The 26961-nt window shown below is 63.4% G+C and carries 25 protein-coding genes, 2 tRNA genes and 2 rRNA genes (1 of these 29 only partly in view); 5 read left to right on the top strand and 24 right to left on the bottom strand.

Features of this window, described 5'->3' with window-relative positions; all coding sequences use genetic code 11:
- The 8 genes from K2U94_RS05565 to K2U94_RS05530 form a co-directional block, all read right to left on the bottom strand.
- A 23S ribosomal RNA gene (locus K2U94_RS05565) occupies nt 1-383 on the bottom strand; it reaches 2446 nt to the left of the window's first position.
- Between the two features lie 314 nt (nt 384-697).
- Nucleotides 698-773 (bottom strand) — tRNA-Ala (locus K2U94_RS05560).
- A gap of 209 nt (nt 774-982) precedes the next feature.
- Nucleotides 983-1059: transfer RNA gene (locus K2U94_RS05555), tRNA-Ile, on the bottom strand.
- A 238-nt stretch (nt 1060-1297) separates the two neighbouring features.
- Nucleotides 1298-2784, bottom strand: a 16S ribosomal RNA gene (locus K2U94_RS05550).
- Together the 16S and 23S rRNA genes with 2 tRNA genes alongside form the textbook arrangement of a ribosomal RNA operon.
- Before the next feature lie 518 nt (nt 2785-3302).
- Complete coding sequence (locus K2U94_RS05545) at nt 3303-4910, bottom strand: tetratricopeptide repeat protein (protein WP_243066263.1); 1608 nt, start codon at nt 4908-4910, stop codon at nt 3303-3305.
- A complete protein-coding gene (locus tag K2U94_RS05540; protein WP_243066262.1) occupies nt 4911-5708 on the bottom strand; it encodes a DUF1217 domain-containing protein in 798 nt (265 codons plus the stop codon). It lies immediately after the preceding gene.
- A 182-nt stretch (nt 5709-5890) separates the two neighbouring features.
- On the bottom strand, nt 5891-6079 hold the full coding sequence (locus K2U94_RS05535) for a hypothetical protein (protein ID WP_243066261.1): 189 nt from the start codon (nt 6077-6079) through the stop codon (nt 5891-5893).
- 71 nt (nt 6080-6150) lie between these two features.
- Complete coding sequence (locus K2U94_RS05530; protein WP_243066260.1) at nt 6151-6489, bottom strand: hypothetical protein; 339 nt, start codon at nt 6487-6489, stop codon at nt 6151-6153.
- A gap of 266 nt (nt 6490-6755) precedes the next feature.
- Here K2U94_RS05530 and K2U94_RS05525 point away from each other — a divergent pair, with 266 nt between their 5' ends.
- Nucleotides 6756-6974 (top strand): hypothetical protein, encoded by a 219-nt coding sequence (locus K2U94_RS05525; protein ID WP_243066259.1) that lies wholly within the window; start codon nt 6756-6758, stop codon nt 6972-6974.
- Nucleotides 6975-7000: 26 nt separating this feature from the next.
- On the top strand, nt 7001-7444 hold the full coding sequence (locus K2U94_RS05520) for a hypothetical protein (protein WP_243066258.1): 444 nt from the start codon (nt 7001-7003) through the stop codon (nt 7442-7444).
- 133 nt (nt 7445-7577) lie between these two features.
- Here K2U94_RS05520 and K2U94_RS05515 read toward each other — a convergent pair whose 3' ends face one another.
- On the bottom strand, nt 7578-8249 hold the full coding sequence (locus K2U94_RS05515) for a response regulator transcription factor (RefSeq protein ID WP_243068808.1): 672 nt from the start codon (nt 8247-8249) through the stop codon (nt 7578-7580).
- Between the two features lie 255 nt (nt 8250-8504).
- Between K2U94_RS05515 and K2U94_RS05510 the strand changes: the two genes are divergently transcribed.
- Nucleotides 8505-8951: a J domain-containing protein gene (locus K2U94_RS05510; protein WP_243066257.1), complete on the top strand. Its 447-nt coding sequence runs from the start codon at nt 8505-8507 to the stop codon at nt 8949-8951.
- A 128-nt stretch (nt 8952-9079) separates the two neighbouring features.
- On the opposite strand, the gene K2U94_RS05505 is transcribed toward K2U94_RS05510, so the two are convergent.
- The 6 genes from K2U94_RS05505 to fliF are packed head-to-tail and all read right to left on the bottom strand — an operon-like array spanning nt 9080 to nt 16533.
- Nucleotides 9080-9658 (bottom strand): transglycosylase SLT domain-containing protein, encoded by a 579-nt coding sequence (locus K2U94_RS05505; RefSeq protein WP_243066256.1) that lies wholly within the window; start codon nt 9656-9658, stop codon nt 9080-9082.
- A complete protein-coding gene (locus K2U94_RS05500; protein WP_243066255.1) occupies nt 9615-11471 on the bottom strand; it encodes a flagellar hook-length control protein FliK in 1857 nt (618 codons plus the stop codon). The genes K2U94_RS05505 and K2U94_RS05500 overlap by 44 nt, the downstream gene beginning before the upstream one ends.
- Nucleotides 11468-12997, bottom strand: coding sequence for a hypothetical protein (locus K2U94_RS05495; RefSeq protein WP_243066254.1), 1530 nt, complete (start codon nt 12995-12997; stop codon nt 11468-11470). The genes K2U94_RS05500 and K2U94_RS05495 overlap by 4 nt, the downstream gene beginning before the upstream one ends.
- Entirely contained in the window at nt 12994-14187 is a 1194-nt protein-coding gene (locus K2U94_RS05490) for a MotB family protein (protein ID WP_243066253.1), read from the bottom strand. Before K2U94_RS05490 ends, K2U94_RS05495 begins: the two co-directional genes overlap by 4 nt.
- Nucleotides 14180-14878, bottom strand: a complete 699-nt coding sequence (locus K2U94_RS05485; protein WP_243066252.1) for a hypothetical protein — start codon at nt 14876-14878, stop codon at nt 14180-14182. The genes K2U94_RS05490 and K2U94_RS05485 overlap by 8 nt, the downstream gene beginning before the upstream one ends.
- Nucleotides 14875-16533 (bottom strand): flagellar basal-body MS-ring/collar protein FliF, encoded by a 1659-nt coding sequence (gene fliF / locus K2U94_RS05480; protein ID WP_243066251.1) that lies wholly within the window; start codon nt 16531-16533, stop codon nt 14875-14877. Before fliF ends, K2U94_RS05485 begins: the two co-directional genes overlap by 4 nt.
- Before the next feature lie 128 nt (nt 16534-16661).
- Here fliF and K2U94_RS05475 point away from each other — a divergent pair, with 128 nt between their 5' ends.
- Together K2U94_RS05475 and K2U94_RS05470 are read left to right on the top strand one after the other, a co-directional pair.
- On the top strand, nt 16662-17432 hold the full coding sequence (locus K2U94_RS05475; RefSeq protein WP_243066250.1) for a glycosyltransferase: 771 nt from the start codon (nt 16662-16664) through the stop codon (nt 17430-17432).
- Nucleotides 17433-17459: 27 nt separating this feature from the next.
- Nucleotides 17460-18137, top strand: a complete 678-nt coding sequence (locus K2U94_RS05470) for a class I SAM-dependent methyltransferase (protein ID WP_243066249.1) — start codon at nt 17460-17462, stop codon at nt 18135-18137.
- Nucleotides 18138-18225: 88 nt separating this feature from the next.
- Here K2U94_RS05470 and K2U94_RS05465 read toward each other — a convergent pair whose 3' ends face one another.
- From K2U94_RS05465 to flgG, 9 genes are all read right to left on the bottom strand, one after another.
- Nucleotides 18226-20700: a tetratricopeptide repeat protein gene (locus tag K2U94_RS05465; protein ID WP_243066248.1), complete on the bottom strand. Its 2475-nt coding sequence runs from the start codon at nt 20698-20700 to the stop codon at nt 18226-18228.
- Nucleotides 20701-20835: 135 nt separating this feature from the next.
- Nucleotides 20836-21771, bottom strand: coding sequence for a flagellin N-terminal helical domain-containing protein (locus K2U94_RS05460; protein WP_243066247.1), 936 nt, complete (start codon nt 21769-21771; stop codon nt 20836-20838).
- Between the two features lie 176 nt (nt 21772-21947).
- Complete coding sequence (fliP, locus tag K2U94_RS05455) at nt 21948-22688, bottom strand: flagellar type III secretion system pore protein FliP (RefSeq protein WP_243066246.1); 741 nt, start codon at nt 22686-22688, stop codon at nt 21948-21950.
- Entirely contained in the window at nt 22685-23200 is a 516-nt protein-coding gene (locus K2U94_RS05450) for a flagellar basal body-associated FliL family protein (protein WP_243066245.1), read from the bottom strand. The genes fliP and K2U94_RS05450 overlap by 4 nt, the downstream gene beginning before the upstream one ends.
- A 15-nt stretch (nt 23201-23215) precedes the next feature.
- Nucleotides 23216-23935 carry a flagellar basal body L-ring protein FlgH gene (gene flgH / locus K2U94_RS05445; protein WP_243066244.1) on the bottom strand — a complete coding sequence of 240 codons (720 nt, stop codon included), beginning with the start codon at nt 23933-23935 and terminating at the stop codon, nt 23216-23218.
- Nucleotides 23932-24522, bottom strand: coding sequence for a MotE family protein (locus K2U94_RS05440; protein ID WP_243066243.1), 591 nt, complete (start codon nt 24520-24522; stop codon nt 23932-23934). The genes flgH and K2U94_RS05440 overlap by 4 nt, the downstream gene beginning before the upstream one ends.
- A gap of 77 nt (nt 24523-24599) precedes the next feature.
- Entirely contained in the window at nt 24600-25706 is a 1107-nt protein-coding gene (gene flgI / locus K2U94_RS05435; protein WP_243066242.1) for a flagellar basal body P-ring protein FlgI, read from the bottom strand.
- Nucleotide 25707: 1 nt separating this feature from the next.
- Nucleotides 25708-26160: a flagellar basal body P-ring formation chaperone FlgA gene (gene flgA, locus K2U94_RS05430; RefSeq protein ID WP_243066241.1), complete on the bottom strand. Its 453-nt coding sequence runs from the start codon at nt 26158-26160 to the stop codon at nt 25708-25710.
- On the bottom strand, nt 26157-26948 hold the full coding sequence (flgG, locus tag K2U94_RS05425) for a flagellar basal-body rod protein FlgG (protein WP_243066240.1): 792 nt from the start codon (nt 26946-26948) through the stop codon (nt 26157-26159). Before flgG ends, flgA begins: the two co-directional genes overlap by 4 nt.
- Nucleotides 26949-26961: the final 13 nt, after the last annotated feature.

Below are 26961 nucleotides of genomic sequence, written 5' to 3'. Positions count from 1 at the left end.
AGTCGTTCCGGTTCGAAGATTTAAGATACTGGCCTGGTCCGCGTTCGCTCGCCACTACTAACGGAGTCTCGTTGATGTCCTTTCCTCCGGGTACTTAGATGTTTCAGTTCCCCGGGTTAGCTTTAAACCCCTATGTATTCAGAGTTTAATACCTCCATTTGATCTCTATTATTCCAAAGGGACGCTCTCGCGTCGTATCGGCGTCAGGCTGTGCGCCCAAAACCAAACCTTCAGAATAATAGAGATCGAAGGTGGGTTCCCCCATTCGGAAATCCTCGGATCAAAGCTCGTTCGCAGCTCCCCAAGGCTTATCGCAGCGTACCACGTCCTTCATCGCCTCTCAGCGCCAAGGCATCCACCGAACGCCCTTATGACACTTGATTGCTCTCATTATCGACGCCCACCATTTCCCTTTCCCTCGGCAGAGATTGGGACGGTTGCCATTCTCGCGAATGACGGGACGACGATCGAAAAGACCATTTCTTGCTTCGAACGCACCCGGGAGCGCCCAGTTGGAAAACCTTTCCAAGCCGCGCTCACTGTGACAATCGCTCCCTCCTGAACCCTTGCGGGCCAGTCGAGACCGGATGCGTTTCCTCTTCACAATGTAAGATAACCCGCCGGATCCTCTCATCAGAGAAGACCTCAGCGAAACTGTCGTTCCTTAAGGACGTTTTTCATCGGCAATCGCGCCATCTGGTGGAGCCAGACGGGATCGAACCGACGACCTCATGCTTGCAAAGCACGCGCTCTCCCAACTGAGCTATGGCCCCATCTTTCGATAGAGAAGACCCTCGCGGCAGCTCGGCGGCCCGTTCGGGCCTAGCAAACCTGCGGTTTGCATGAGCTAATGACGCAAAGAAGATCTTCGCAAAGACGTTGATCGTTGGCGAATGCGCCGCGCCCGCGAACAGTACGGCGCCTTTTAAGACGCCCGCCTGCCACGAACTACTGGCTGACGCCAGGGACCGCTTAACAAAGATGGTGGGCCTGGGAGGACTTGAACCTCCGACCTCACGCTTATCAAGCGCGCGCTCTAACCAACTGAGCTACAAGCCCGAGCTTGCCTGCCCTAACACAAAAGCCGGAAGGTTCAAACCTGCAAAGCCGAAGGCTTTGCTAGGAGCGAATGCGACGCCGAGCCCGATGCGAGGGGACAAACAAAAAAGAGCTCGTCCTTAAGGGGAAGAAAGAGAGACGAAGACGGCGGCGTCCCGCCGTGATTAGGTCCGACTAGACCTTTTGTTCCAAGAGCTTCAGTAGAGCGAGCAAGCTCACCCTGGAGAAGCATCCTTAGAAAGGAGGTGATCCAGCCGCAGGTTCCCCTACGGCTACCTTGTTACGACTTCACCCCAGTCGCTGACCCTACCGTGGTCGCCTGCCTCCTTGCGGTTAGCGAAACGCCTTCGGGTAAAGCCAACTCCCATGGTGTGACGGGCGGTGTGTACAAGGCCCGGGAACGTATTCACCGCAGCGTTCTGATCTGCGATTACTAGCGATTCCACCTTCATGCACTCGAGTTGCAGAGTACAATCCGAACTGAGACGGATTTTTGAGATTTGCTAAGGGTCGCCCCTTCGCTTCCCATTGTCACCGCCATTGTAGCACGTGTGTAGCCCAGCTTGTAAGGGCCATGAGGACTTGACGTCATCCCCACCTTCCTCGCGGCTTATCACCGGCAGTCCCCCTAGAGTGCCCAACTGAATGATGGCAACTAAGGGCGAGGGTTGCGCTCGTTGCGGGACTTAACCCAACATCTCACGACACGAGCTGACGACAGCCATGCAGCACCTGTGTTCCTGGCTCCGAAGAGAGGATACCATCTCTGGTAACCGTCCAGGACATGTCAAAAGCTGGTAAGGTTCTGCGCGTTGCTTCGAATTAAACCACATGCTCCACCGCTTGTGCGGGCCCCCGTCAATTCCTTTGAGTTTTAATCTTGCGACCGTACTCCCCAGGCGGGATGCTTAAAGCGTTAGCTGCGCCACTAAGCAGCAAGCTGCCTAACGGCTAGCATCCATCGTTTACGGCGTGGACTACCAGGGTATCTAATCCTGTTTGCTCCCCACGCTTTCGCGCCTCAGCGTCAGTATCGGGCCAGTGAGCCGCCTTCGCCACTGGTGTTCTTGCGAATATCTACGAATTTCACCTCTACACTCGCAGTTCCACTCACCTCTCCCGAACTCAAGATCTCCAGTATCAAAGGCAGTTCCGAAGTTGAGCTTCGGCATTTCACCCCTGACTTAAAGATCCGCCTACGCGCGCTTTACGCCCAGTAAATCCGAACAACGCTAGCCCCCTTCGTATTACCGCGGCTGCTGGCACGAAGTTAGCCGGGGCTTCTTCTCCCACTACCGTCATTATCGTCGTGGGTGAAAGAGCTTTACAACCCTAGGGCCGTCATCACTCACGCGGCATGGCTGGATCAGGCTTGCGCCCATTGTCCAATATTCCCCACTGCTGCCTCCCGTAGGAGTTTGGGCCGTGTCTCAGTCCCAATGTGGCTGATCATCCTCTCAGACCAGCTACCGATCGTCGCCTTGGTGAGCCATTACCTCTCCAACTAGCTAATCGGACGCGGGCCAATCCTTCGGCGATAAATCTTTCCCCCAAAGGGCTTATCCGGTATTAGCTCAAGTTTCCCTGAGTTGTTCCGAACCAAAGGGTATGTTCCCACGTGTTCCTCACCCGTCTGCCACTCCCGTATTGCTACGAGCGTTCGACTTGCATGTGTTAGGCCTGCCGCCAGCGTTCGTTCTGAGCCAGGATCAAACTCTCAAGTTCAATGAGAAGATTGTCCCGACTAGTCACTGTCATAAAACCTGCACCCGAATATCAGATCAATCCGATATCGAAGCAGTTTGTCGACGAGTCCCAAGCACACCCGACTCCCAACCTTCACAGGTCAAAAATCGCGATGAACTTAAGATTACGTGACCGTCGGTGCGTTCCTCACGCGATCCAGCTTAAAGCCAGATCCGCAGGGACATCCGCCGTCCACGTTTCTCTTTCTTCCGATTCAATTGTCAAACAGCAGGACCGACGAGATTAACGCATCCACCCTAAGGTTTCAACCTTAATCAACACAGACAACCGTCCCCCCCGGCTCCTCAGCCAGTCAACCCCTCTCAAGGTTCTGGAGACAATACGTCAGCGCCCGCCGCATCTCTACGCGGCGCCGCCGTCGATGGCCGCCTTATAGGACTACCCAAGCCCCACAGTCAACAACCTTTTTTGGGAAATTTGCGGCGCCGCCCAAAATGGCCTCGCTCGTGGTGAAATTCATATAATACCTCAGTATCTTAGCTTATTTTTTTCATTGTCCCCAGGCTGAATTGGCGGGAAATTTCAACTGCCATCTCATCCAGGAGCGCGGTCCAGTCTTCCCCGTCGCGGCAACGGAATAACCGCATCGAAGGATACCACGGCGAGTCAGACCGTCCATTCTGCCAGCGCCATTCGGCGACCTGACGCAGGGCGACCCATACCGGTCGTCCAAGCGCCCCCGCGAGATGGGCGATAGACGTGTCGCAGGTCACGACGAGGTCGAGATGGGCCATGATCGCGGCCGTATCCAGGAATGCGTCAGCGCCGCCGTCGAAATCGGTCGAGAGATTTTCCAGCCTTGTCGCCAATTCGCGGGGCAGGTCATCGCCCCGCGCGCCTTTTTGCAGATTGATCAGCCGCACGCGGTCTAGGCGGGCAAGCGGCAAAAAGGCCTCGGGCGGAATGGAACGCCGCGGATCGACCCGGAAATCGACATTGCCGCGCCAGCATAGACCAATCTTTTTCCCCTGGCCCTGCAGCCTGTCGCGCCAGAAATCGATGCGCGCGGCCTCTGCGAAAAGATAGGGCGTCGGCGCGGGAATGGTTTCAAGCCGCGTAGCGCAGGCGCGCGGCAGTGAGGATATGGCGAGAACCTCGTCGAATTCGCCGGCAAGGTCGTCCTCGTCGCGCCAAGTCGCCGCTACGCCCGACGAGGACAGCAACCGCCAGATTTTGCGCGGGCCGGCGAACGTCACGTCCGCCCCCATCCGCGCCAGAAGAACCACGTAGCGAAAAAACTGGATGGTGTCGCCAAGCCCATGATCGTTGACGACCAGGATTTTTCTGCCCGCGAGGCTTTCGCGATCGGACAGGTCGAACCGCGCCGGCGAGATCGGAACCGGTCGCCTGCCCTTCGCCCAGCGATATTCGTATCCCTCCCAACCGCGAGCGAAATCGCCGAGGAGGAGGTGGAGGCAGCCTCGGTTGCTCAGCGCTTCCTCGGAATCGGGCGCCAACCCCAGCGCCTCGTCGAACGCGCGCATGGCTTCATCGAAGCAGCCGAGTTCTTTGGCCACTATGCCGAGCCCGCAAAAGCCGAGCGCATAATCCGGCCGCAGACGAATCGCGCGCAGATAGGCGCCGCGCGCCTGGGTATAGCGCCCAAGTCGCATCAAAGCATTGCCGAGATTGAGCTCCGCTTGCGCGAGGTTCGGATCGAGCGACAAAGCTGTTTCATAGACTGCCGCTGCTTCGCCAAGCCGACCAAGTTCGTAGAGCGCCGCGCCGTGGTTGCAATGATAGCCGGCGACCTCCGCCCGCAGGGCGCAAGCTCTTGCAAAGCTTTCACGCGCGTCTTCGAGCCGTCGCGCGCCCATCAAAAGCAGGCCGCGATTGAACCACGCTGTTGCGTCATCGGCTTTGAGCGAAAGCGCGCGCTCGTAAAAGCGCAGCGCGCCAGCGCCATGCCCGCGCTCCTGGAGGATGAAACCGGCGAAGCTCAGCGCTTCGGAAAAATCCGGATCGATCCGCAAAGCCGCGTCAACCGCCGCGATCCCTTCTTCCGCCCGCCCTGCCGCATGGGCGCGCACACCGGAATCCAATAGCGCGCGCGCGGCGGCCGAGCCGCCCCCGATCGTCTGCACTTAGAGCCCACCCAGTTTCAGGTTTTGCATGCTCATCAAAAGATTGACGCTGATGCTTGTCGAAGAACTCGACGACGCGTCGAACAAAGTCGTCACCAGCGAACTGGAGGGCGCGGCGGAGGCGTTGGGATTGTTGAAATCATATTGGGCGGTGAACCGCTCCAGGAAATTGAAGACCTTGGTCGGGTTCTGGAAATCGGAATATTTGAGCACGCGGTCGAATTGCTGCGCCTGGAGATCGATATTTTGCGCCGAGGTATAGGACGATATCCCGAGTGTAGTCTGCACGACAGTCAAAAGGTTTTTGTCGGCGAGAATCGAATAACCGTTCGTGATCTTCGAGGCGTTCTGCTGGAAATAGAGCGCGAGTTCCACGCCCGGATTCTGATTTCCCTCATTGGTTTCGAGCGTCTGCATGACATATTGATTGACGGCGTCGCTCGTCGCCGCCGTCGTCTGGGTGGTCTGGTCCCCGTAGAGCGAGAAATTGAAGGCCTGCGCCAACGCCAGGATTTTCGGATTGTTCAGCGTGTTGGCCAGCGCCGTCGACCGCGATGTCCCCTGTTCCAGCACCTGTTTGATCAGGCTCTTGGCGTAGGTCATGTCGCTGAGGCCGAAGGCCGTCATCACGTAATTGAAAATGCGCGTATTGTTGACGAAATCATCGGCCGTTTTGATATTGCCGATATTGGCCTGGAAATATTTCGTCGCCTGGGCGACCGTGGGGTCCGCCGCCGTCATCGTCTGATAGCGGCTCAGATTATTGGCGATCGTCATATAGTCGGTGAACGTGCTCATCGCCCCTCCTCGAGCATGATCCCGAAAAGTGGAAGTCGATTTTCGGAAAGGATCCTGCTCACTCAAAAAGCTCACGCCTGTTGCTATTTATCGAAACGCAACAGGCAGGAAGCGCCGCTCTCGCCGCGCTCGCATCAGCCAAGTCTGCCGGAAGCGCCTTGCGCGAAGCTGGCGCGTGCGCATCAATCCCGACGAACCAGCCGCGGCGCATTGGCGCCGCCGCGATCGCGCGCCACGCGCGCGGCGGCGGCGTGCAATTCGCGCAAGCAATCCAGCAGCGTCGCCGCGATCAGCTTCTCATGCGCCGTGGGCGACGGCGCGTCGAGCGCCGCACGGCAAAGCGATTCCAGGCGGATGATTTCGCGCTCCATGGAGACGCCCGTTCGATTTCGTCACGCCTCGAACCATCTCCTGCCCGCGTTAATTTGCGCTCAACCTGCTCCTAGCCGCCTGCCGCGCGAGCCAGCGGGGCGTAAGCGGCCCCGGCGCGCGCGCCATGGCGCTGGTCCATTTTGGCGGCGAGCGTTTCCGCGAAGGCGGAGGCGATCGCATTCGGGCGCGCAACCTGCGCCGCTTGTGGCGCTTCAATGACCTGCTCCGGCGCCGGGGCCACCTCGGCCGCAACTTCGGGAAGCGCCGGCGGAATGTCCCGCATGATCAGGCCGATTTCTTCGATCGAGCGATCCAGCGCGAGCAGAGCGCGATATTCCGGCGCCTGCATCAGGCGCTGCCGCATGTCTTCGCGCAGGGCGCCCATAGCTTTCAAAATTTCGTGCGACATCGAATCGCCTCCTTGAACAATGCCCGATCCTCGCCACAGGAACTGTCGCGAAGCTTGTGACGAAACAGCAAGTTTCGCAAAAGGCCGACGCGCTTGAATCAAGGGGTCACAGTCGGTTCGGTCGCCACGCGGCCTTTGTCGAAAGCGCCCCTGCCATGCTCTCGCACCCATCTTCCCTTGTGAATCTTGCTCCCAAAAACGTCGTCGGAAGCCCGGCGATTCTCCGGTTGCGGCTGCTTGAAGCCAAATTCGCGGCGACGCGACCCATGGCCGAGGACGTGCGCCGGTCGTCGGTCGCCCTGATTGAATCTCTCCGGCGCGCGATCGCGGAACGGCCCAGCCTGTCCTTCGCCGATGTCGTCGCCAAGCTCAAAACCTGCGACGAGCTTTCCGACGACGGTCCAGGCGTCAAAATCGGCGACTTGCAAAAAGCGTTGCTGAAAAGCGCCCTCGCCGATCTGACCCGCATCCAGCCGGACGCCTGACGCGCCCCGCACGGAGGTACAGAGGATTGATAAAAAAAGATTTATTAGCGCGGAAACGCCCGCCTGGGGCCGGCTTCTCCTGGCTCGGGCGACTGTGGCGCGAGCGAGACGAGGGGGCTGTCACCTATAACGCGGCGTCCTCGCCTGAACATCAAGACCACGACAAAAGACGCGAAAGCCGCCGCCGCACGCGCCTTCGTTCAGGAAAGATTCTCGATCGCGCCAATCGCTTTCTCGCCGACGCAACCATCATCGATCGCTCCTGCGGCGGGTTGAGGCTTCGCCTCGCGCGCGAAGTCGCGGTGCCGGAGCTCTTCCATTTTTTCGACGAGGAAAACGAGTCGATTTATGTCGCGCGACTCGTGTGGCGCCGGCGCCTTTTGCTCGGCGCCCACCGCGGACGCCTCGTCGTCGCGACGCCGCGGCGGATCGCCGCCTTGCGCGGAAAATTCTACGCCATCGAAGATTAAGCGGCGCCGCGTCCGGCAGGAAGTGCGACAAAGCAGGTTGTCCGAAAATGCATCGCCGTCTGCCGACGAAACCCCGCTCGATCGAAAAATTCAAGCGGGAATTCGGCGCGCCGAGGAACCCCCGCTCAGGGCCTCAGTTCACGGTCAGGCAATAGCCGAGATAGCGTTTGGAATCGATCGGATCGTAGCCAAGGCGATGACGCAGCTTCTTGCGCAACTTGCTGATGTGGCTTTCGACGACGTCCTCCTCGACCTCGTCGTCAAAGAGCCCGTAGATCGCGTTGAAAATCTGGCTCTTGGTCACCCGCTTCGCCTGGTTCATCACCAGATATTCCAGAATGCGGCGCTCGCGGCGCGGCAGCGGCAACGGCGCCCCTTTTACCTCGGGATCGCGCCCGTCCAAATGAACCCGCATCTCGCCGACGTCCTTGTAGTCCGCCCGCGCCTCCTTGCGACGGCGAATGGCGCCGACCCGCGCCATGATTTCGCGCACATGCACCGGCTTACGCACCACATCGTCCACGCCCGCCGCGAAGAGATCGAGCGTCAACTCCAGTGACGGCGAATCATTGAGCGCGATCACGGGGACGTGGCAGCGCTCGCGAATCATTCTGGGAAAAACTTCGCGCCTGGTGCAATCGCCAATAAGAATGGCCTCGACGGCCTGAAGATCGCGTTTTCCGGCGCCGACCACCCATTCCTCGAATTCGTCCGGGCGAAGGCCCGTCGAGGCCACGCCCTCGCGGCTGAAGCTCGAAGCATAGCCTGTCTTCACGATTTCACGGTCATCGACAATGACGAACATCATGTCCCCCAATCCGAAATTCTGCCCTGTCGCCGGCCTCAGCGTTCGGGTGCGTCGCGCTCAAGGCCAATCTGCAATCCTAGGTTGTATTTATATGGTTAATTTTTGGTTAACGCTTCAGGCCCTGTCCCGAATTGAGCCAGAAGACCGCGACATAGAACCTCTTAAGTTCTATTTGTATTGACGTTTTCAGGACAGCTTTGTCGGCGGCGCCCCCCGGACGCCGCGGCGCCAAATTCGTTCATGAGTTGTATCATGGCTGACAACCCGAGTTTCTCCGCGCCGAGCAGCGCGTTCGAAAGCCTGCTCGATCGAATGGAGGCGCGCGATGGCGCCGCTGCGCGAATCGCGCCGCCGATGGAGCAGGAAAGGTTCCAGCCCTGCCTCACGATCACGATGCGGCAGACGTTTCGTGTCTTCGCTGCGATCGCCGCCTATGGCGGGCAGGCGGATGACGGCGCCCCGCCGTCGAGACCAGACCGCGTTCCTCTCGAAACCCATTTCGCCCGCATCCGAAAGGAATTGGGCGCCGCCCGGAGCGTCGAGGACCTGCGGCGGCTGCGGCGAACCTGCGCCCTGCTCGTCCATCCCGACCGGCTGCCCACGGCCGAGCGCCCGGCGGCGGAAAAATTCATGGCCGAGATCAATGCGGCGATCGACCGCGCGATCATGAACAAATCCGCCGCGCGCCGTTCGCGTTAACGCCGGTCATGCAACTTCCAGGAGAACGCGTCCCAATCCGCGGAAAGGATCGGACGGAAACTCTTTTGGCCGAGGTGGATTTCCGTGCGAACGGAATGAGTTTCCGAAGGCCTCATGCGCAAACCATATCACGCGCCACCGGGCGCGCAGAATTTGCGGGCGTTTTCGGTCCAGGCGCCAAGGCCACTGCGCACCATATTGCCGATCACCGCGCAGACATATTTCCTCTGGCCGGCGTCATTGTTCGGCCCCGCGTTGTAGCGCGCGACGGCGAGTGTCCAGCTCGCTTCGCGCTGGCGCAGGATTTTGAGAAAATGCGCGGCGTAGGCGACATTGCGATGAGGGTCGAACATCGATTCGAGCGACGGAAAATCCGCCGCGTGCCAGCGATGGTTGATCTGCATGCAGCCGATGTCGATCAATTTGGCGCCGCGCCGCTGCGCCGCGCCGAAAATCCGCAGCGCCTCGGGCAGGCTGTTCGCGACCACCGCGACCCCGTCTATGTTCATGGCGTAGGGCTGCAGCCGTCCGCGCTGCCCGGTCTCCGTCAAACCGACCGAATAGAGCACGCTCAGGGGAATGTTCTCCGCGCTCGCCGCCCGCGCCATTTCGCGCTCGCATGGCCCCAGGGCCGCCGGCGCCCCCCCACGGGCGGCGGAAAGGCTAAAGATAAAGGCCGCGGTCGCCGCGAGGAGCGCGGGAATCATTCGCCCTGTCGCTGCTGTCATCCCTCATGCCCTCCTTGCCTCGGCCGGTGAATTGCGGACGCGGCGACGAGGCGCCCGGCTCGTGGCGTCCGCCCTGTTGCGACGTCCCGAAAGACGCCCCGCCGCCCGCGGCAGCGGACGGAAGAGTCACGTTCGGCTTCTCGGCGACATGTATGTCGACGCCGCCAAGGCCGAGGCCCGCGTCGCGCAGCTGACTTTGCAGATTGGCGCTCTTGTCGTCGATAAGCCGGGCCGTTTCTCCCTTTTCGGCGACGAAGGCGATCTCCAGACGATCGCCACGGCTCCTCATCCGGACGGAGAGGCCGCCGAGCTCTTTCGGCTCCAACGTCACCTCGATGTCACGGCGGGGTCCCGCGCGATAGGCGGCAGGACTGGCCGTCGGCGACGCCGCGCCTGCGCCTGAGGCCTGTTGAAACGGCGCGGCGCCCGGTGGAGCGCTGGCGACGGCCGAATTAAGCGACGGCGCCGCCGTCGGAACCGTAGCAAACGCCGTCGTCGCCGACGCAGTCGAAAAAGCAACGGGCGTCGATGTCGCCGGCGCCTTTGCCTCGGGCGGCTTTGCTTCGGACGGCGAGTTTTCGTGCGCTGCGGCAGCGCTTGTCGCGGGCTGGCGGACAAGCCCGGGGGCGCTCGATGTGTCTGGCGCCGTGGGCGCATGCCAGCTTTTCAGATCGACAACGTGAACGGGCGTCGACGCCGCATCCGCGGCGGAATCAGCCGCCAGATGAATCGTCGCCGCATCGCCAGCCGCCTGGGCGGCGGACGTCGAGTCAGCGCGGCTCGAACCCGTCGCTGTCGCGCTCCGAGCGGATCTGTCTGCGTCCTTCGTCGCGCCATGCGCGCCGCTAGCGACCTTTTCACCATTCGGCAGCAGCGGATCGACCGAGGACGCCACCGTCGCCGCAAGATTCAAATCCGGAACGGGCGTCGCGGCGGCCGGCGAGAGCGCCGGCGCGCGCGCCACATCGGGCGGCGCCGCCGCGTCATCGTCCGATTTCGTGTCCTTGCGATCATCGTGCGACGACGCCGCCGTTCCGTCCTTGGCCGCTGTCGCAGAGGGAAGCGCCACCGCCGTCGCCAAATCGCGCGCGACGAAATCTTTCGGCAGGGACTGCGCTGTCTCCCGGCGCGCATCCTTGGCGTGAATCGCGCTCGACGCCCTTTTCGCCATCGCGCTACTGGCGGCAGCTTCGTCGGGCAGCCGCGTTGGGATGGCCTGCGCGTCGCGCCCCGCAGCCTCCGCCAGGGCCTGCGCCATAGCGGCGCCGGTCGCGACAGCGCCCCGCACGAGGGCCGTCGTCGCGTCCGCAGCGCCGTCGTGGCCGAAAGCTGGACAGACCTTGTCGTCGGTCGCGACGGCGGCGCCCCGCACGAGGGCCGTCGTCATGTCCGTTGCTCCGTCCTGGCCCAAAGCTGGAGAGACCTTGCCGCCGGTCGCGACGGCGCCCCGCGTGACAGGCGTCGTTCCCGCCGCGACCGCCGTAATGACCTTCGTCGCGGACGAGATATTCAACAGATCGCGGAGGAGATCGTCTCCGCTAGCGCCCGACGCCACGCCATTCTTGTCCTCCGACGTCGTCGGCGATCTGGCGGGCGTTTCCGTCGCGGCTTCGATCTGCACGAGACGCGTTTTCTCAGTCTCGGGCGCCGCCGCGTCGCGGGCGCTTTCCGCGAGCGTGGCGTCGAACGCCTCGGCCGCGTCCCTGTCCTGGTCGCGATCGCGCCCCGATTTGGCGCCGGACAGCGCCCCCCCGATGGGCAGGTTGAGAATGGTCAGGCCGAAGGCGCTCATCGGCTCTTGCGCTCCATGCTTCTGCGGGCCGCCTCGACCGCCGCATTGGCCTCGCGCAGGCTGCTTTCGGCGCGCGCCAATTCGCCGCCGGGCAAATCCCCGGCGCCGGGCGGCGGCGTGACGAAACTCATCTCCGGCGCACGGAAAATGCGCGCCGACGTCATCGCGACTGCGTCATAGAGCGGGCGATCTCCCGCCATTAGCTTCCCCCGGTCGACGCCGCGCAGCAGATTGGCGTTCGCGGTCGCGTCAGGGCTCAAGACCTCGGCGGCGGCGCGATAGAGCAGAGCCCTTTCGCGCTCGACGCTGTCCGGCGCGGCCAGGGCAAGCGCCCGGCTCGCGGCGAGGTCGGCAAAAGCGGAATTGCCGGCGACAGCCGCCGTTCGCGCCATGACGAGATAAAAGCCGCGCCGCTTTTCGACGCCAAGGCTTTCCATGAACTCATCGAGCGGCGCCCATTGCTGGACCGTGATGCGGACACTGACGCGCTCGACCGCGACGCGGAACTGGCGCAGGAAATTGGCGGCATAGGGCGAACGGCGGAACCGCGACCGATATTGCCGCGCGAGTTCGGCGAATTTGTCGAAATTCTCTGTCTCGCTGAGCAGGCCCGCTTCCCGGCGCAAGGCGGCCTCCTCGACCAGTCCGCCGGGCGCCAGGAGCCGCGCGAGATCGAGTTTCCCGATCGCTTTGTCGCGATCGTAATTCGAAAGCAGAATCGACTGCACGAAGGCGACCTGCGCGCCGAGCGCCACGTCGAGTTGGCGTGGATCGACGTCGAGCAATGCGTCGCGCTCGGCGCAATCAATTCCCTCCAGATAGGCGACGGCGCCTTTCGCGAGGGGTTCCTCGGAGGGGGCCAGCGTGCGCTCATTCAAAATGCGCCGCCCGAGCGCGGAATTGCCGCCGCTCAGCAGATAAAGAACGAGGGCGCGGGCGTTGCGCTTCTCGGCCCAGGTCTGCGGCGGCAGCGCGATATAGCGCCTGGCGATGGCGCGAACGAGCTTCGGCGTTTCCTGGTAGGAAGCGGCGTCGCCGGCGGCCACGCGATTCTCGACGTCCTGCAACTGACGGACGAGCCGCTCCGCCTCGCTCGGCGGCGCTGGAGGCGCAGAAAGCGCCGCGATCGCCTGCGCCTTGCTCTCCTGCTCGTGCGGCGGGGCGGCGCTCGCCTGGGCCGCCGGCGATGCGGCAATCTTGGGTTCGGGCTTGGTTTCCTGCTTGGCTTCCGTCCTGGCTTCCGGCTCAGCCTCTGTCTTGGCCGGCGCTGCCGGGCCGGCTGCGTCCTTCGGCGGCGCCGCGACGGAAGCCTGCGGCCGCAGTCTTGGCCAGACCACGAACCAGCCGACCCCGCCAAGCGCAAGAACGCCGAGAGCGCCACCGGCGATCAAGAGATTGGTCCGTTTCGACTTTCCCGCTGGCAGCGCGAATTTCAGCCGTGGCGGCGATAATCCTCGCCATGCCGGCAGGCGCAGGCTCGGCGCCTTGAGTGTCATCCGCGGCAGTTTCGGCAAAGCGAATTTCATGACGGCGCCTTGCGCAATAGAATTTCGATGCGGCGGTTTTCGGCGGCTTCGGGCTTTTTCGGATTTTTCAACCGGCGGTCGGCGTAGCCCTCGACGCGCTCGATGCGCGATTCCGGCAGGCCGCCGCGCACGAGCATGTAGAGCGCCATTTGCGCGCGCGACGCCGACAGCCGCCAATTGTCGTAAGCGCCGTTGCGATAGCGCCGCGCATCGGTATAGCCGCGCAGCACGACGGCGCCCGGCTGGGCTTTTAGGGTCTTCGCAATCCGCTCCATCAGATGGACGAGCTTCGGGTTCGGCGCCGAGGAGCCGATTTGGAACATGCCGAAATTCTCGCTGTCGGTGAGGCTGATCAACAGGCCTTGGTCGGTGGCGCGCACCTCGACGCGGGGGCCGTTGGCGCCCGCGGCGGCCTTTTCCTCCCTGACGATTTCCTTTTGCAGGGCGGAGGCGCGGACAGCCTGCGCCGCCTCGGCGGCCTTGGTCGCGGTAAGTTCGACGTCGGGGGATTTCGCCCCGCCCCTTTTGGCGGCGGCGCTCGACGGCCGGGCAGGCGCCTCCGCCTGCTGAACCCCGGCTTTCGCTTGCGGCGGCGGCGCGCTCGGCGGCGCGGCGGATTGATCGGCGACGCCTGTCGCGCCGTCGGCGTCGTCGGTCTCCGCCGAAACGCCCGGCGCGCGGAACGGATCGTGAAAGGCGTCGAGTGAGCCCTGTTCACTGGAGGACGAGCCGGTCATTCCGTCGCGGGGCTGGGGCGCCCTGCCGGCGATCTGATCGAGCGCCGCGTAAGGATTCTGGAACAGGGTCTCTTCGTTCATCAGCGCCCGGGCCGCGACGTCCTTGTCCGGATCCTTGCCGCGTAGCTCCATCTTGCCCTCCTGCGGCCCCGCCGGCGGCGCCTTGTCGGGCAGGCCCTCGTTCGCGCCCGGCTTGACCTCCTTGTCCTGCTGGTCGCGTATGCCCTTCTTGTTCTTGGCGAAATCCTCCATCTTCACCGGATTGAAATAGCGCGCGATGATCGTCTGGGAGTCCTTGTTGGTCGAATTGAGAATCCACAGCACGAGGAAGAAGGCCATCATCGCGGTGACGAAATCGGCATAAGCGATTTTCCACGCACCGCCGTGATGGCCGTCCTCGCCTTCGACGCGGCGGCGGACGATGATGATTTCCGGCGACTGCTCTTCACTCATCGGCGCCGCTCCGCGGCAGGGCGCCGAGCGCCTGCAGCCAGGGCCCGAGCTGGGTCTCGATGATCGTGTCTTCGACCCGAACGCGGACGTCGATCGACTCGTCCGGAGTGAACGCGATCGTCGCCTTGTGCGCGGCGAATTTTTTCTCCAACGCCGCGAGCAGGTCGGCGGGACCGGAAATCTCGAACATCGACTGCACGCGCGCCGCAAAAAGCGCTTCCATATTTTCGACCAGGGCGTCAGTCACCCGAACGATGCTTTGCTGCACGAGAAACGGCCGAAGGATATTCGCGACCGCCTGAGCGCAGCGCTGCTCGAGGGCGTCGAAAGCCGCGCGATGCGCCTGCGCGAGGTGCGCGGCCTCTTCTTCCGCCCATTGCGCCCGCGCCTTGGCGATTTCGGCGTCCATCTCCTCGCGCAGCCGGCGCCGCTCCTGGTCCAGTTCCTTGCGGGCGGCCTCGCGCCCCTCGTCGAGCGCCTCGGAACGCCCCTGCTCCAACCGACGCGCGAATTCCGAATCCCGCTCCGCTCCCGGCTTTTCAACCTCGCGCAGCAAAGGCGACTTGCGCGGCGGCTCGGCCGGCGCGTCGGCCGCTTTCGCGCGCGGCGGCCAGCGCCGCGGCTCCGACGGCTCCGGCCCGGCCGCCTGCTGCTGGCGCGCGAGATATTGGGCAAATGGAACGGGCTTCATACGCGCTCCCCATGTCGAATCCATTGTTTCAGAATCGCGGCGGCCTGCGCCTCATCGAAATCGATCAATTGCTCCAGCCGCTTTTGCGGCGCGCGATTGCGATGCGGCGTCCAGTCCTCCAGCAGCGGCTGGTCCCCGCGCGGCGTTTCGCCGATCATCGGCGGATCGCCGGACGCCAGGTCACCGGCCAATTGGGCGGGCGCGGCGCCGGCGCCCCCGAGAGCGAGCGCGCCCTCGGCCCCCAGCGGCTCGCGCATGTCGATGAGGGCCCGCGTCGCCGGCCGCAGACCGACCCAGACCACCAGGAACGCCACGGCGAGCATGGCCAGCGCGCTGACGATACTGCCGAACTGGCGCATCAAAGCCTCGGTCAGCGAGATCGGCGGGACCGGCTCCATCTCCTTGCCGCTGTCGATGAAATCGACCGCGGCGACCTTGATGACGTCGCCGCGATCCTTGCGCAGGCCCGCGGCCGAGGAGACCAACTGCTCGATCTCGCCGACCTGTTTGTCGATCTGCGCCGGCGTCGCCTTGTCGCCGAGCGTCGCCGCAAGCCCCGGCCGGTTGATGAGAACCGCGACCGACAAATGCTCGATGGCGAAGCCGTTCGAAACCGTGGACATGGTCTTGGAGGAGATTTCGTAATTGGTCAGTTCCTCCTTCTTGTTGCTTTCCTCATTGGCCTGTTTGCCGTTGCCCTGCGAGGCGTTGGGCTGCGGCACGTTCTGGCCGACCGAGGTCGGCTGCTGGGTCGTGGAGTTCTGGGACGTCGACGTCTCCTTGTCAGTGCGCACGGAGCGCTCGACCTTGGAGTCCGGATCATAGGTCGTCTCGGTCGTTTCCTTCTTGTCGGTATTGAGCCGCACCGCGACGCTGATCTGGAAATTGCGCAGCGAGAGATAAGGCGCGAGCGTCCGGCGAACATTGCTCCGGATTTCGTCGCTCACGCTCTTCTCCAGCGTCAGCATCTTGCCCGGCCCGGAATCGCCGCCGTCCTCGCCCGAGGCCAGCAATTGGCCGTCCACATTGAGCACCGTCACCTGATCCACCTTCATGCCCGGCATGGCGGCGGCCACTAGGTGACGCACGGCCTGGGCGATGCGGGCGTCGTCCGCCCCCTCGGTGCGCAGCACGACCGAGGCCGAGGGCGGCGTCCGGGCGCGGCGGAACGAGCCTTCGTCGGGCATGACGAGATGGACGCGCGCGGCCTTCACGCTGCGCATGGTCTGGATGGTGCGCGCCAGCTCGCCTTCCAGCGCGCGCACGCGGGTGATCTGCTGCATGAAGGAGGTGAGACCGAGCGAGCCGACCTTGTCGAACAATTCATAGCCCGTGCCGCTGGCGCGCGGCAGGCCCTGCTCGGCCAGCAGCATGCGGGCGTGCGCGGTGTCGCCAAAAGCGACATAGACGGTAGCGCCGTCGGCGGAAACGTCGAAATTGACGCTCGCCTCGCGCAGCGCGGCGCCGATGCGCGAGACATCCTCCTTGTCGAGGCCGGAATAAAGAATTTCATTGGTCGGACGGCTGAGGAAATAGCCTGCCGCGCCAACCAAGGCGAAGACCGCGAGGCCGATCGCCGCGAGCAGCGCAAGCCGGCGCGGCCCGAGAGCGAGGAGATTGGAGACGAATCGTTCGAATTGTTCGCGGAAGGCCATTCCGAATTCCGGCGGGGGCGGTTGAATTCAGCTGGCATTTTCCGCTGGCAAACTTGCGCGGGGGTTTTCGTGTAAGATTTTGGAAAGGATTTTCCAACGCACGATTGGCGCAAGCTTGACGCGCTTGGATGAGCGAAGCGCGAAATGTCTCGCGCTGGATGGGCGCCGAGATGCGACGCCGCCACGAAGGCGGCGCGAAAACCGGCGCGAGGAACGCCATGCCGCCAGTCACCGTCGTCAGCGCCACGCGCTATAATGAAAGAGACTTTCTCGAGCGCTCCGCCCTGGGGCGGAGTCTGCGAACCTATGCCGCCTTCGGCGTCAAGGCGCGAATCTTTTTCGAGGACAAGAGAGGGCTTGGCGCATGTTACAATCAGGCGATCGACGAAATCGCCCATGAGGAGGAAATCCTCGTCTTCGTCCATGACGACGTTACGATTGCGGATTTCTTCTGGGTCGACAAGCTTATGCTCGGCTTGAGCAAATTTGACGTCGTCGGCCTCGCCGGCAACAAGCGCCGCGTCGCGCGCCAGCCAGCCTGGGCTTTCGTCGACGACAAATTCACCTGGGACGACCGCGCCAATTTAAGCGGCATCGTCGGTCATGGCGACGGCTTTCCCTGCGCGATCGACGTTTTCGGCGACGTCATGCAGCCGCTCAAACTGATGGACGGTGTGCTGCTCGCGATGCGCAAAGGCGCCCTGACGCGCAATGGAATACGCTTCGACGAGCAGTTCAAATTCCATTTCTACGATATGGACATCTGCCGCCAGTTCGAAGCGAAAAACGTCTCCATGGGCGCGGCGCCGCTGGGCGTCATTCACGCCAGCGGCGGTGCTTTCGGCTGCCCGGAATGGCGCGCCGGATACGAGACCTATCTGCAGAAATGGCGCGATTGACGCGCCGCAACTCACGAGAAGGCAGGCATGCAGCAGACCCCCGCGCATGATTTTTTCAACGGCGATCTTCTCAGCTTTATGCCCCCCGATTGCAACCGCGTCGTCGAAGTCGGCTGCAGCACCGGCGCGCTCGCCCGCGCCTATCTGAAAGTCAACTCGAATTGCCATTATGCCGGCGTGGAGATCGATCCCAATTACGCGGAGGCGGCGCGAAAAATCTGCGCGGAGGCCGTCGTCGGCGACGTCGAAACCATGCCCGGCGAAACCTTCGAACGGCTCTTCGCCTGCGATTGCGCCGTGTTCGGAGACACGCTCGAACATTTGCGCGATCCCTGGGACGTGTTGCGGCGCATCCGGCCGCTGCTGCGCCCGGGCGGCCGCGTCGTCGCCTGCATTCCCAACGCCCAGCACTGGAGCGTCCAGCTTCGCCTTGCCTGCGGCCTGTTCCGCTATGAGGACGCAGGCCTCCTCGACCGCACCCATCTGCGCTGGTTCACCCGGATCACCGCGCTGGAAATGTTCCAGTCCTGCGGCTATCGCGTGATCGACGGCAAGCCGCGTATTTTTCCCGAGGCCGAGCGCGAACGCTTCCTGCCCGCCATCCGCGCCATGGCGACGGCGGCCGGATTCGACCCCGACCAGGCGGTCGCCGACGCTTCACCGCTGCAATATGTGCTGGTGGCAGTTCCCGAGACGCAGGTCTGAACGGCGCCAACCACGCCACCCCAAAGGCGGAGCTTCTGTTCGCGCAGGATGCGTCGCGACGCATCCTGCCGCTTTTTTCGATCCTGCTCTATCCAAGCGCCGCGATGTCGAACGCGGCCGGCCGCTCGCCCGCGACATGGCGGCGCCACATCTGGCGGTAGGCGGCTTCGAGGGAGGCGGTGAATTTGGGGCCGTCGCAAAAGGGAGCCGATTCCATCGCCGAGCGCAATCCGGCGCGTAATTCCTTGAGCCGGACCGGGTCTTTCGCGAGCGCGACGGCGCGCGCTACATAATCCCGCGGCGAATCCGCCGCCAGCTCCTCATGTCCCATGTGATGCAGGAAGCCGAGCGTCTGGCGCGACGCCAGGCGATCGCCGGGCAGAGTGATGACCGGAACGCCCATCCACAATGCCTCGCAACTCGTCGTGGCGCCGCCGAAGGGGAAGGGATCGAGCGCGATGTCGATGTCGTTATATTCCCGCAGCATAAGCGCATAAGACGATTGGCCGCGAAATCCGATGCGATCGCGCGCGACGCCATGGCCCGCAAAGGAATCGAGGAGCCTTTCCCGCACGCTGGCCTCGCTGAGGCTCTTCCATTTGAGCAGGAGCCGCGAATCCGGCGCCGCGCGCAAAATCTCGGCCCAGAGCCGAATTGCGCCCGCGCTCAATTTCGCGACATTGTTGAAACAGCCGAACGTCACGACGCCCTTGCGCAAGCAGGGCGGCTCGGCGAGCGCAATGTCGAAGGCGGGCGGCTTGTAACAGAAGCGGCCATAAGGCAGGCGCACGACCGATTCCGTGTACCAGCGATCCGAACCCGGCGGGGCCGAGATCTGATCGAGAATGAGGTAATCCATCGCCGGCAGGCCGGTCGTACCGAAATAGCCGATCCAGCTCGCTTGAATGGGCGCCGGTTTCAGGCCGAAAAGCAACAGCCGCGTCTTGTTGGTATGGCCCGAAAGATCGACCAGAATGTCGATCTTGTCTTCACTTATCCGCTCGAAGGCTTCGCCGTCGGACTGCTTGTGAATGTCGCGCCAATGGCCGGCGAGGCCGCGCAATTCGGCGGTCATCTCGTCTTCGGCCGCCCAGTTGGAATAGCAGAAGGTTTCGAAACCGGCGCGATCATGCGCGGCGAGCGCCCGCGCGAAGAAGAATCCGACCGGGTGGTTGTTGAAATCGCCCGACACATAACCGATGCGCAGGCGCCGATCGGGCGCGAGATCGCAGTCGGGGAACGGCCGCGGGTCGGGCCGGTTGAACATCCGCCCGAATTGCCGCGCGGTTTCCAGAAGTTCGTCATTGCCGAAGCTTTCGACGTAATGCATCGCCATCAGCTTGTTGCAATAGGCGCCGGCATATTGCGGATCGACCTCGATTCCTCTGCCATAGGATTCGATGGCCTCATCGGGCAAGCCCTTGTTCTGCAAGGCGACGCCGAGATTGTTGTGGGCCGCGGCGTGTTCGGGGTCCTGCTCCACCGCCTTGCCGAGACAATAGATGGCGCGGTCGAGATTATTGCCGTCGATCAGCGTGGTGCCCAGATTGTAGTGGCCTTCGGCGCGGCTACCCTCTTCGGAGAGGGCGATCGCCTTTTCGAAAGCGGCGATGGCGTCGTCGGCGCGATCGAGCTGGAGCAACGTCGTGCCGAGATTATTATAGGCTTCGAGGCAATTGGGATCGAGCGCGACGGCGCGCTCGAAGTTCTGAACCGCCTCGTCGAATCTCCCCTGCGCGAACAAGGCCGAGCCATAGGTCGCCCAGGCCACGGAAAGTTTATCGTTGGTGGCGAGCGCGCAACGCGCGGCGACGACGGCGTCGTCGACCTTCCCCAGCATCAGCAAAGCGACGCCCCTGTTGTTGAAGGCTTCGGCGTAATGGGGCCGCGCCGCCAGGGCCAGATCAAAACAGGAAATCGCTTCGTCATATTCGCCGCGGGCGCGTAAGACATTGCCAAGAATGTTCCAGGCTTCGGCGCTCGCCGGCGCGAGCGCCGAAGCCTTGCGGGCCGACTCTTCGGCAGCCGCGAATTCACCCATCTCCAGCAGGACCTTGCCGAGATTGGCGTGGGCGTCGGCATAATCGGGCCGCAGCGCCACAGCCTTTCCGTAAGACGCCGCCGCCTCGTCGCGCCGGCCGAGCTTCTGCTGCACATTGCCCAGGGCGTTGAAAGCTTCCGGATAGACGCCGCGCAGCTCCAGCGCCCGATAGACCGCCGCCAGCGCCTCGTGAGGCCGGTCGAGCGCGAGCAGCACCAGGCCGAGATTGTTGTGGAAGGTGGGCTCGGCGCGTTGGTTCAGCGCCGCGCGCAGGAATTGCTCGGCGAGGTCGCTGCGCACGGCCTGATGCGCCAGGACGCCCATACCGTGCAGGGCGTCAGCGTGAAGCGGATCGACCGCCAGAATGGCGCGATAGAGCTGCTCCGCCTGCCTCAATTGTCCGGCCTGGTGCGACCGCGCGGCGAGCGCGATACTTTGCCGGATGATTTCCTGCGGCGGCAGCGGGATCTGCCCCTGCTTCTCCTGCTCAGCGATCGCCTTGGCCGTCATCGTCGTCCCCATCCGCTCCTTGCCGGGTCCTGAAGCCGGATTGCAACATGGCAAACTGGCGCGAGGCTGTCGCAAGGACCCGGAGCGCGAAACGACGAAGGCCGCGCCCAAAGGGCGCGGCCCGGATGAAGTCCCTGGATTTGTCTGTTACTGGAACAGCTTCAGGATCATCTGCGAGGACTGGTTGGCGATTGACAGCGACTGGACGCCCAGCTGCTGCTGCGTCTGGAGGGCCTGCAGGCGGGTCGAGACCTGGTTCATGTCGGCGTCCACCAGGGAGGCGACGCCATTGGTCAGATTGGTCTGCATCGCGGAGATGAAGGTCTGCTGGGTGGTGAGCTGCTCCTGCGCGGAGCCGATCGTCGCGGCGGCGGTCTCGAGCTGGGTGATGGTGTTATTGACCGAAGCGACCATGTTGGTCAGGTTGGAGACATTCGCGCCGGTCGCGCCGGTGACATTGATCGCCTGGCCGCCGAGGATCGCCGAGGAATAGCCGGCGCTGGTCGCGCCGAGGATGCCGCCGGAGGCGCTCGCAACCGAAGTCGCGGCGGAACCGTTGGTATAGAGGCTCGCGGCGCTCGCGGTGACGGAGATATACGAGACGCCGCCGCTGTTGGTATAGGCGCCGACCAGATTGACCGAGGACTGGAAACCGGCGGTAGAGCCGTTGACCGTGCCGTTCAGCCAGTTCTGGCCATTGAAGGCGGAGCCGCCGGCGATCTGTAGCAGCGAGTTCTGCTGGGCGGCGATGTCACTCTGGATCTGGGTCAGGTTGGCGCCCGGATTCTGCGCGGCGACCAGGTCGTTCTTGATGTTGTTGACCACCGAGATCGTCTGTTCAATCGCCGAGGTGAAGGTGGCGAGCATCGACGAGCTCTGTTTGAGCGCTGACGACACCGCGCCGAGCGCGCCATTGTCCGACGACATGGTCTGGGAGATCGACCAATAGGAAGTGTTGTCGGAAGCGTGCTGGATGGAGAGGCCGGTCGAGAGCTGGCTCTGCGTGTTCGCCAGCGATTGCTGGGTCATGGTCAAACTCTGGAGCGCGGTCAGGGCGGAAGCGTTGGTCAGCAGATAGGTCATGGTGAGGCGTTCCTCTGGGATGCATGAGAGATACGAGAAACATCCCGGGCGTTCCGGAACAACGGGAGCGGCCTCATGCCTTCGAGTCTCGACGACTCAACCCATCGTGCTTGATTACAACTTATGCGAGAAACCTTGCTCAATCTTTAACAGCCGCGCTTTTGCTGTCGCGCGCCTCAATTCACCGAGCGCACCAGGCTGCCGATCAGCAGGTTCCAGCCGTCGATCAGCACGAAGAACAGAAGTTTCATCGGCAGGGAAATCAGCGACGGCGGCAGCATCATCATGCCCATCGACATGGTGAGCGTCGCCACGATCATGTCGATGATGAGGAAGGGCAGGACGATCAGGAATCCCATTTCGAAGCCGCGCCGCAATTCCGAAATCATGAAGGCCGGAATGAGCACGCGCAGATCGACCGTCGACCGGTCCTTGATGTCGAAGGCGCCGCGCGAAAGATCCTCGAAGGTCTTCAGGTCCTTTTCCCGCGTCTGGGCGAGCATGAACCGGCGGAATGGTTCGACGATCTTGGGAAAAGCCTGCTCCTCGCTGAGCTGGTTGTCGATCATCGGCTTGATCCCGTCCTTCCATGATTTGTCGAAGGTCGGCGCCATGACGAAGAAGGTCATGAACAGCGCGAGGCTGATCAGCACCAGATTGGCCGGCGTGCTCTGCAGGCCGAGACCGGAGCGCAGGAAGGACAAAGCGATGACGAAGCGGGTAAAGCTCGTCACCATCATCAGCAGGCCCGGCGCGAGCGACAGGACCGTGAGCAGCGCCACCAGCTGCACGATGCGGCCGCTGGTCGAGGCGCCGGCGATATTGTTGAGCGCGGCGGCAAGATCGCCGCCTTGCGCATGCGCCGCGCCCGCGAACAGGATCGGCGCCAGGGGAGCAAGAAAAAACGCGCGCTTCATTGCACCACCAGCGATCGGATGATCAATGCGCGCACTTTGCCCTCCGACCGGATGGACGCACGGTCGTTGAGATCCTGGCGTAGATGCTCCAGACCGGCGACGCCCTGAATCTGGGCCAGGGTCTCGGTGCGCAAATAGGCGAGGATATCGCCGGCGATCTCGCCCGCCAGCGCCTCGCCATGCGGCAGCGTCTTGCCCTCGAACAACATGGTCGCCTCAAGACGAACCCAGACGTCGGCGGGCGACGCGAGATTGGTGACGACCGGAGCGAGATCCATCGAGCCCATTTCGACCATCGGCGGAACCTTGGCGCCGTCGCCCGTCTTTGCGACGCCGCCGCCTTGCGCCTTCACCACAGATGCGCCCGGATGCGCGGTCTGAAAGCCTGATGCGCCGCCGACGCCTGCCGCAATGAGGGCTGCGACGGCGAAAGCGATCGCGTTCTGCGCCAGACTCATCCCCCGCGAGGCCTTGGGCGGCGTTTCCGCCCTGCCCTCCATCTTTCCTGCCATCGCCCGTCTCCCGGATCAGAACGGCTTCAGAGCGTCGAAAACCTGCTGCCCCCACGCGGGCTGCTGCACCTCGCTGATGCGCCCTTGGCCTCCGTAAGAGATGCGCGCCTCGGCGATCTTGTCATAGCCGATCGTATTGTTGCTGTTGATGTCGCGCGGCCGCACGATGCCTGCGACATGGAGAACGCGCTTTTCGAAATTCACCCGCACTTCCTGCGTGCCGCTGATGACGAGATTGCCATTGGCCAGGACGCGGGTGACGACGGCGGCGATCGAAAGCTGCACCTTCTCGGAGCGGTCGATCGAACCCTGCCCGTTCGACGAGCTGGAGGAATTGAGATCGCCGAGCGCATTGACCTTGTTCTGATACATGTTCTGGTTGAAGATCCAGTCGAAGCCCATGCTTTCCTGGGCGGTCTGCGAGCGGCCGGTGGTGTTGCCGAAGCTCGCCTTGTCGTTGATCATGATGACGACGGTAATGACGTCGCCGACTTTCATGGCGCGCGAATCGGTGAAGAGATTGGCGGCGCCGTCCACGAACAGCGACGCGCCCGACGGATGGCGCCGGGGCGCCAATTCGTAAAGCGCGGGATCGGTATTGGCGACGAAGCCGCTGCCGACCGGCGACATCGCGGGCGCGACGAACAGCCGCGACCTTTCGTTGCATCCCGAAAGCGGCGCCGCGAGGAGGAGAGCCAGAATCTGGGCGGCGACGAGGCGAGAGCGGACGATCACGATTTCTTCCCCTCGGATTTGGCTGTCGCGCCGGTCAGAAGATCGCTCAGGCGCGCCGCGCGCGCGGCGTCCATTTCCCCCATCACCGCGCTCGCGACCGCCGGCTTCATTTTCAGGAGCAGCGCCGCGGCGGTGTCGTCGTCCATGTCCTGCAGCTGGGCCGACGCGGCGTCCGGCGTCATCTTGCTGTAGATCGCAATGAGATTCGCGCTGGCCTTGGCGAGCAGTTCCTCGCGCTTGGCGACCCATTGGCGGACCTCGCCGGTCTTGGCGTCGAGCTCGGCGATCTTGACCGTCAACTCCGCCTGCAAGGTCTTGATCCGCTGCTCCTGCCAGGCGAGCCGGGCGCTCGCGGCGGAATTCGCGATCGCCCCGCAATAATTGGCCACGCCCTTCATGCCCGTGACGGCAAGGGGCTTGATCGGCGACAATGCCGGCCTGCGAATCGGCACTTGGCGAATGGGCGGCATGTTCGGCGGATCGGCCTGAATGCTTTGTTTTCCGCCGCCCCCCTCATTTGCGAGAGCGGGCCCGAGCGCGGCAAGACAGATCAGCGGCGTGAGGATGGTGTGGAGACGGCGGATCATCGGCATGCTTCCTTTGCCGCACTTTCCGCCGGCAAGCTTGCGTTGGGCTGACGCTCAGGCGCCTGCCGGCCTCGCGCCTATTGCACCACGATATCGGCCTGGAGCGCGCCCGCCGCCTTGATCGCCTGCAGGATCGCGATGATCGTCGGCGGCTTGGCGCCGATACGATTCAGGCCATGCACCAATCCCCTCAGACTTCGGCCGCCGATCACCGCGACCCAACCGCCGCCTTCGTCCGCCTGAATCTGAGTCTGGGGCGTAACCACGGTGCGGCCGTGCGAGAAAGGCGCCGGCTGCGAGACCTGCGGCGTCTCGGTCACCCGCACGGTGAGCGTGCCCTGCGTCACGGCAACCGGAGAAATTTGAACGTCCAGCCCGATCACGACAGTTCCCGTGCGCGAATCGATCACCACCCGCGCCGGTGCGTCAGGCTCGACCATAAGCTCGCCGATTTCGGCGATGAAATGGGTCGCGCCGACGCCGGGCGGACGATGGAGCGCTACGGAATTGGGACTTTGTTCGAGGGCCGTGCGCCGGTGATAACCCGCCCAGGAATATCTGTTGATCGCATCGGCGATTCGCACGGCGGTGGCGAAATCGGGATTGTTCAATTCCAGATTCAGCGCGCCGTCCGATGGCATGCGGCTGGCGATCTCCCGCTCCACCGTCGCGCCGTTGGAAATATGGCCCGCCGTCGGCACGCCCTGAGTCAGCGTTTCAGCCTGGCCCTGAGTCGCAAAGCCAGTGACCGACACCGCGCCTTGCGCGACCGCGTAAACTTGACCGTTCGCGCCGCTCATCGTCGTCAGCAACAAAGTCCCGCCCATCAGCGAGCTCGCGTCGCCCATCGATGAGACGGTAACGTCGATGTGCGTCCCCCGCGCGGCGAAAGGCGGCAGATCCGCGGTGACCATCACCGCGGCGACATTTCTCGTCCGCAGATTGACGTTGCGCACATTCACGCCCATGCGGTCCAGCATCGCTTGGAGGGACTGCCCGGTGAATGGCGCGTTCTGCAGGGAATCGCCGGTGCCCTGAAGGCCGACGACGAGACCATAGCCGACGAGCTGGTTGTCGCGGACGCCCTTGACGGAGGTGATGTCCTTAATCCGTACCGCCGCCTCGGCATGAGCAAAGGCGAACACGGCCATAACCGCGAGCGCGCAGGCTCGGAAAAAGCGCATTTCAACCGCCCCGGACACGGATCGAACCATCCGCCTGAACGACGCCGGAGATCACCACGCCGCTGTCGAGATTGCGCGCCTGCACGACCTGGCCGACATAGCCGTTCTGCAGGGCCTGGGCGGTCGTGGCGATGTCGATGCCGTCCTGCTGGTAGTAGACGGAGACCAGGGCCCCCATGGACACGGCGCGCGGCGCCCCCACCGCAATCGCCGCGATCGGCCGGCCCGGCAGCAGGGTGCGCCGCGCGACCTTGCCGACGAGATCGGCGCGGTCCCAGACCACATCCCCCGGCTCGGCGGAAAAATCCCTGGAATCGACCAGCATAGCGCCGGTGATCCGGTCCCCGGGATAGATCACCCGCGCCGGAACCGGCAGCGCGCGCTGACCGGCCTGCGCCGCGCCGGCGACGAGGACGGCGGCGACGGCGAAAAGGAGCCGGCGGCCCGCGGTCATGACACCCTCAGGTTCGAGATCGTGCCGGCCATGGAGCTTGCCGCCTCGACCACTTTCGAATTCATCTCATAGGCGCGCTGCGCCGCGATCATGTTGGAGATTTCCGACACCGGATCGACATTGGAGGCTTCGAGATAGCCCTGGTTGATCGAGCCGAAACCAGGGTCGCCCGGCACGCCGACCACCGCCTGCCCCGAGGCCGCCGTCGGCTCGAACAGATTGCCGCCCATCGCCATCAGCCCGGCCTCGTTGACGAAATTGGCGATGGTCAGCTGGCCGATCTGCTGCGGAATGGTCTGGCCGCCGATGGTCGCGTCGACGACGCCGGTCTGGCTGATCGTGATCGCCGTCGTATTGTTGGGAACGACGATCGCAGGCTGAATCTGATAGCCGTCGCTGGTGACGATCTGGCCGTTGGCGTTGGTGCTGAAGGAGCCGGCGCGGGTATAGAGAATTTCGCCGGTGCTCGTCGTCACCTGGAACCAGCCGCGGCCGTTGATGGCGAGATCGAGCTGATTGCCGGTATTGGTCAGAGAGCCCTGAATATTCAGCGGGCGGATGGCGGCGGTGCGCACGCCGAGGCCGATCTGCGCACCCTCGGGAACCACCGCATTCTGCCCGCGCGTCGAGACGCCCTGCAGACGCTCGGCCTGATAGATCAGATCGGTGAATTCCGCGCGCGAACGCTTGAACGCCGTTGTGTTGATATTGGCAATGTTATTGGCGATCACTTCGAGATTCTTGGTCTGGGCGTTCATGCCCGTCGCGGCGATGGCGAGCGCTCTCATCGACTCACTCCTT

Source organism: Candidatus Rhodoblastus alkanivorans (assembly GCF_022760755.1).
Lineage (GTDB): Bacteria > Pseudomonadota > Alphaproteobacteria > Rhizobiales > Beijerinckiaceae > Rhodoblastus > Rhodoblastus alkanivorans.
The sequence above is the reverse complement of the archived record's forward strand: the minus strand, read 5'-3'. Positions and strand labels throughout refer to the sequence as shown.

Excerpts from the sequence above, each read along its gene's own strand:
- K2U94_RS05525 (WP_243066259.1), top strand. The coding sequence starts at position 6,756 with ATGGCCGAGGACGTGCGCCGGTCGTCGGTCGCCCTGATTGAATCTCTC.
- K2U94_RS05495 (WP_243066254.1), bottom strand. The coding sequence starts at position 12,997 with ATGAAATTCGCTTTGCCGAAACTGCCGCGGATGACACTCAAGGCGCCG.
- K2U94_RS05475 (WP_243066250.1), top strand. The coding sequence starts at position 16,662 with ATGAGCGAAGCGCGAAATGTCTCGCGCTGGATGGGCGCCGAGATGCGA.
- K2U94_RS05530 (WP_243066260.1), bottom strand. The coding sequence starts at position 6,489 with ATGTCGCACGAAATTTTGAAAGCTATGGGCGCCCTGCGCGAAGACATG.
- K2U94_RS05470 (WP_243066249.1), top strand. The coding sequence starts at position 17,460 with ATGCAGCAGACCCCCGCGCATGATTTTTTCAACGGCGATCTTCTCAGC.
- K2U94_RS05540 (WP_243066262.1), bottom strand. The coding sequence starts at position 5,708 with ATGAGCACGTTCACCGACTATATGACGATCGCCAATAATCTGAGCCGC.
- K2U94_RS05465 (WP_243066248.1), bottom strand. The coding sequence starts at position 20,700 with ATGGGGACGACGATGACGGCCAAGGCGATCGCTGAGCAGGAGAAGCAG.
- K2U94_RS05440 (WP_243066243.1), bottom strand. The coding sequence starts at position 24,522 with ATGATCCGCCGTCTCCACACCATCCTCACGCCGCTGATCTGTCTTGCC.
- K2U94_RS05450 (WP_243066245.1), bottom strand. The coding sequence starts at position 23,200 with ATGGCAGGAAAGATGGAGGGCAGGGCGGAAACGCCGCCCAAGGCCTCG.
- flgG (WP_243066240.1), bottom strand. The coding sequence starts at position 26,948 with ATGAGAGCGCTCGCCATCGCCGCGACGGGCATGAACGCCCAGACCAAG.
- flgI (WP_243066242.1), bottom strand. The coding sequence starts at position 25,706 with ATGCGCTTTTTCCGAGCCTGCGCGCTCGCGGTTATGGCCGTGTTCGCC.
- K2U94_RS05515 (WP_243068808.1), bottom strand. The coding sequence starts at position 8,249 with ATGTTCGTCATTGTCGATGACCGTGAAATCGTGAAGACAGGCTATGCT.
- fliP (WP_243066246.1), bottom strand. The coding sequence starts at position 22,688 with ATGAAGCGCGCGTTTTTTCTTGCTCCCCTGGCGCCGATCCTGTTCGCG.
- K2U94_RS05500 (WP_243066255.1), bottom strand. The coding sequence starts at position 11,471 with ATGAGCGCCTTCGGCCTGACCATTCTCAACCTGCCCATCGGGGGGGCG.
- fliF (WP_243066251.1), bottom strand. The coding sequence starts at position 16,533 with ATGGCCTTCCGCGAACAATTCGAACGATTCGTCTCCAATCTCCTCGCT.
- K2U94_RS05485 (WP_243066252.1), bottom strand. The coding sequence starts at position 14,878 with ATGAAGCCCGTTCCATTTGCCCAATATCTCGCGCGCCAGCAGCAGGCG.
- K2U94_RS05460 (WP_243066247.1), bottom strand. The coding sequence starts at position 21,771 with ATGACCTATCTGCTGACCAACGCTTCCGCCCTGACCGCGCTCCAGAGT.
- K2U94_RS05535 (WP_243066261.1), bottom strand. The coding sequence starts at position 6,079 with ATGGAGCGCGAAATCATCCGCCTGGAATCGCTTTGCCGTGCGGCGCTC.
- K2U94_RS05510 (WP_243066257.1), top strand. The coding sequence starts at position 8,505 with ATGGCTGACAACCCGAGTTTCTCCGCGCCGAGCAGCGCGTTCGAAAGC.
- K2U94_RS05490 (WP_243066253.1), bottom strand. The coding sequence starts at position 14,187 with ATGAGTGAAGAGCAGTCGCCGGAAATCATCATCGTCCGCCGCCGCGTC.
- K2U94_RS05505 (WP_243066256.1), bottom strand. The coding sequence starts at position 9,658 with ATGATTCCCGCGCTCCTCGCGGCGACCGCGGCCTTTATCTTTAGCCTT.
- flgA (WP_243066241.1), bottom strand. The coding sequence starts at position 26,160 with ATGACCGCGGGCCGCCGGCTCCTTTTCGCCGTCGCCGCCGTCCTCGTC.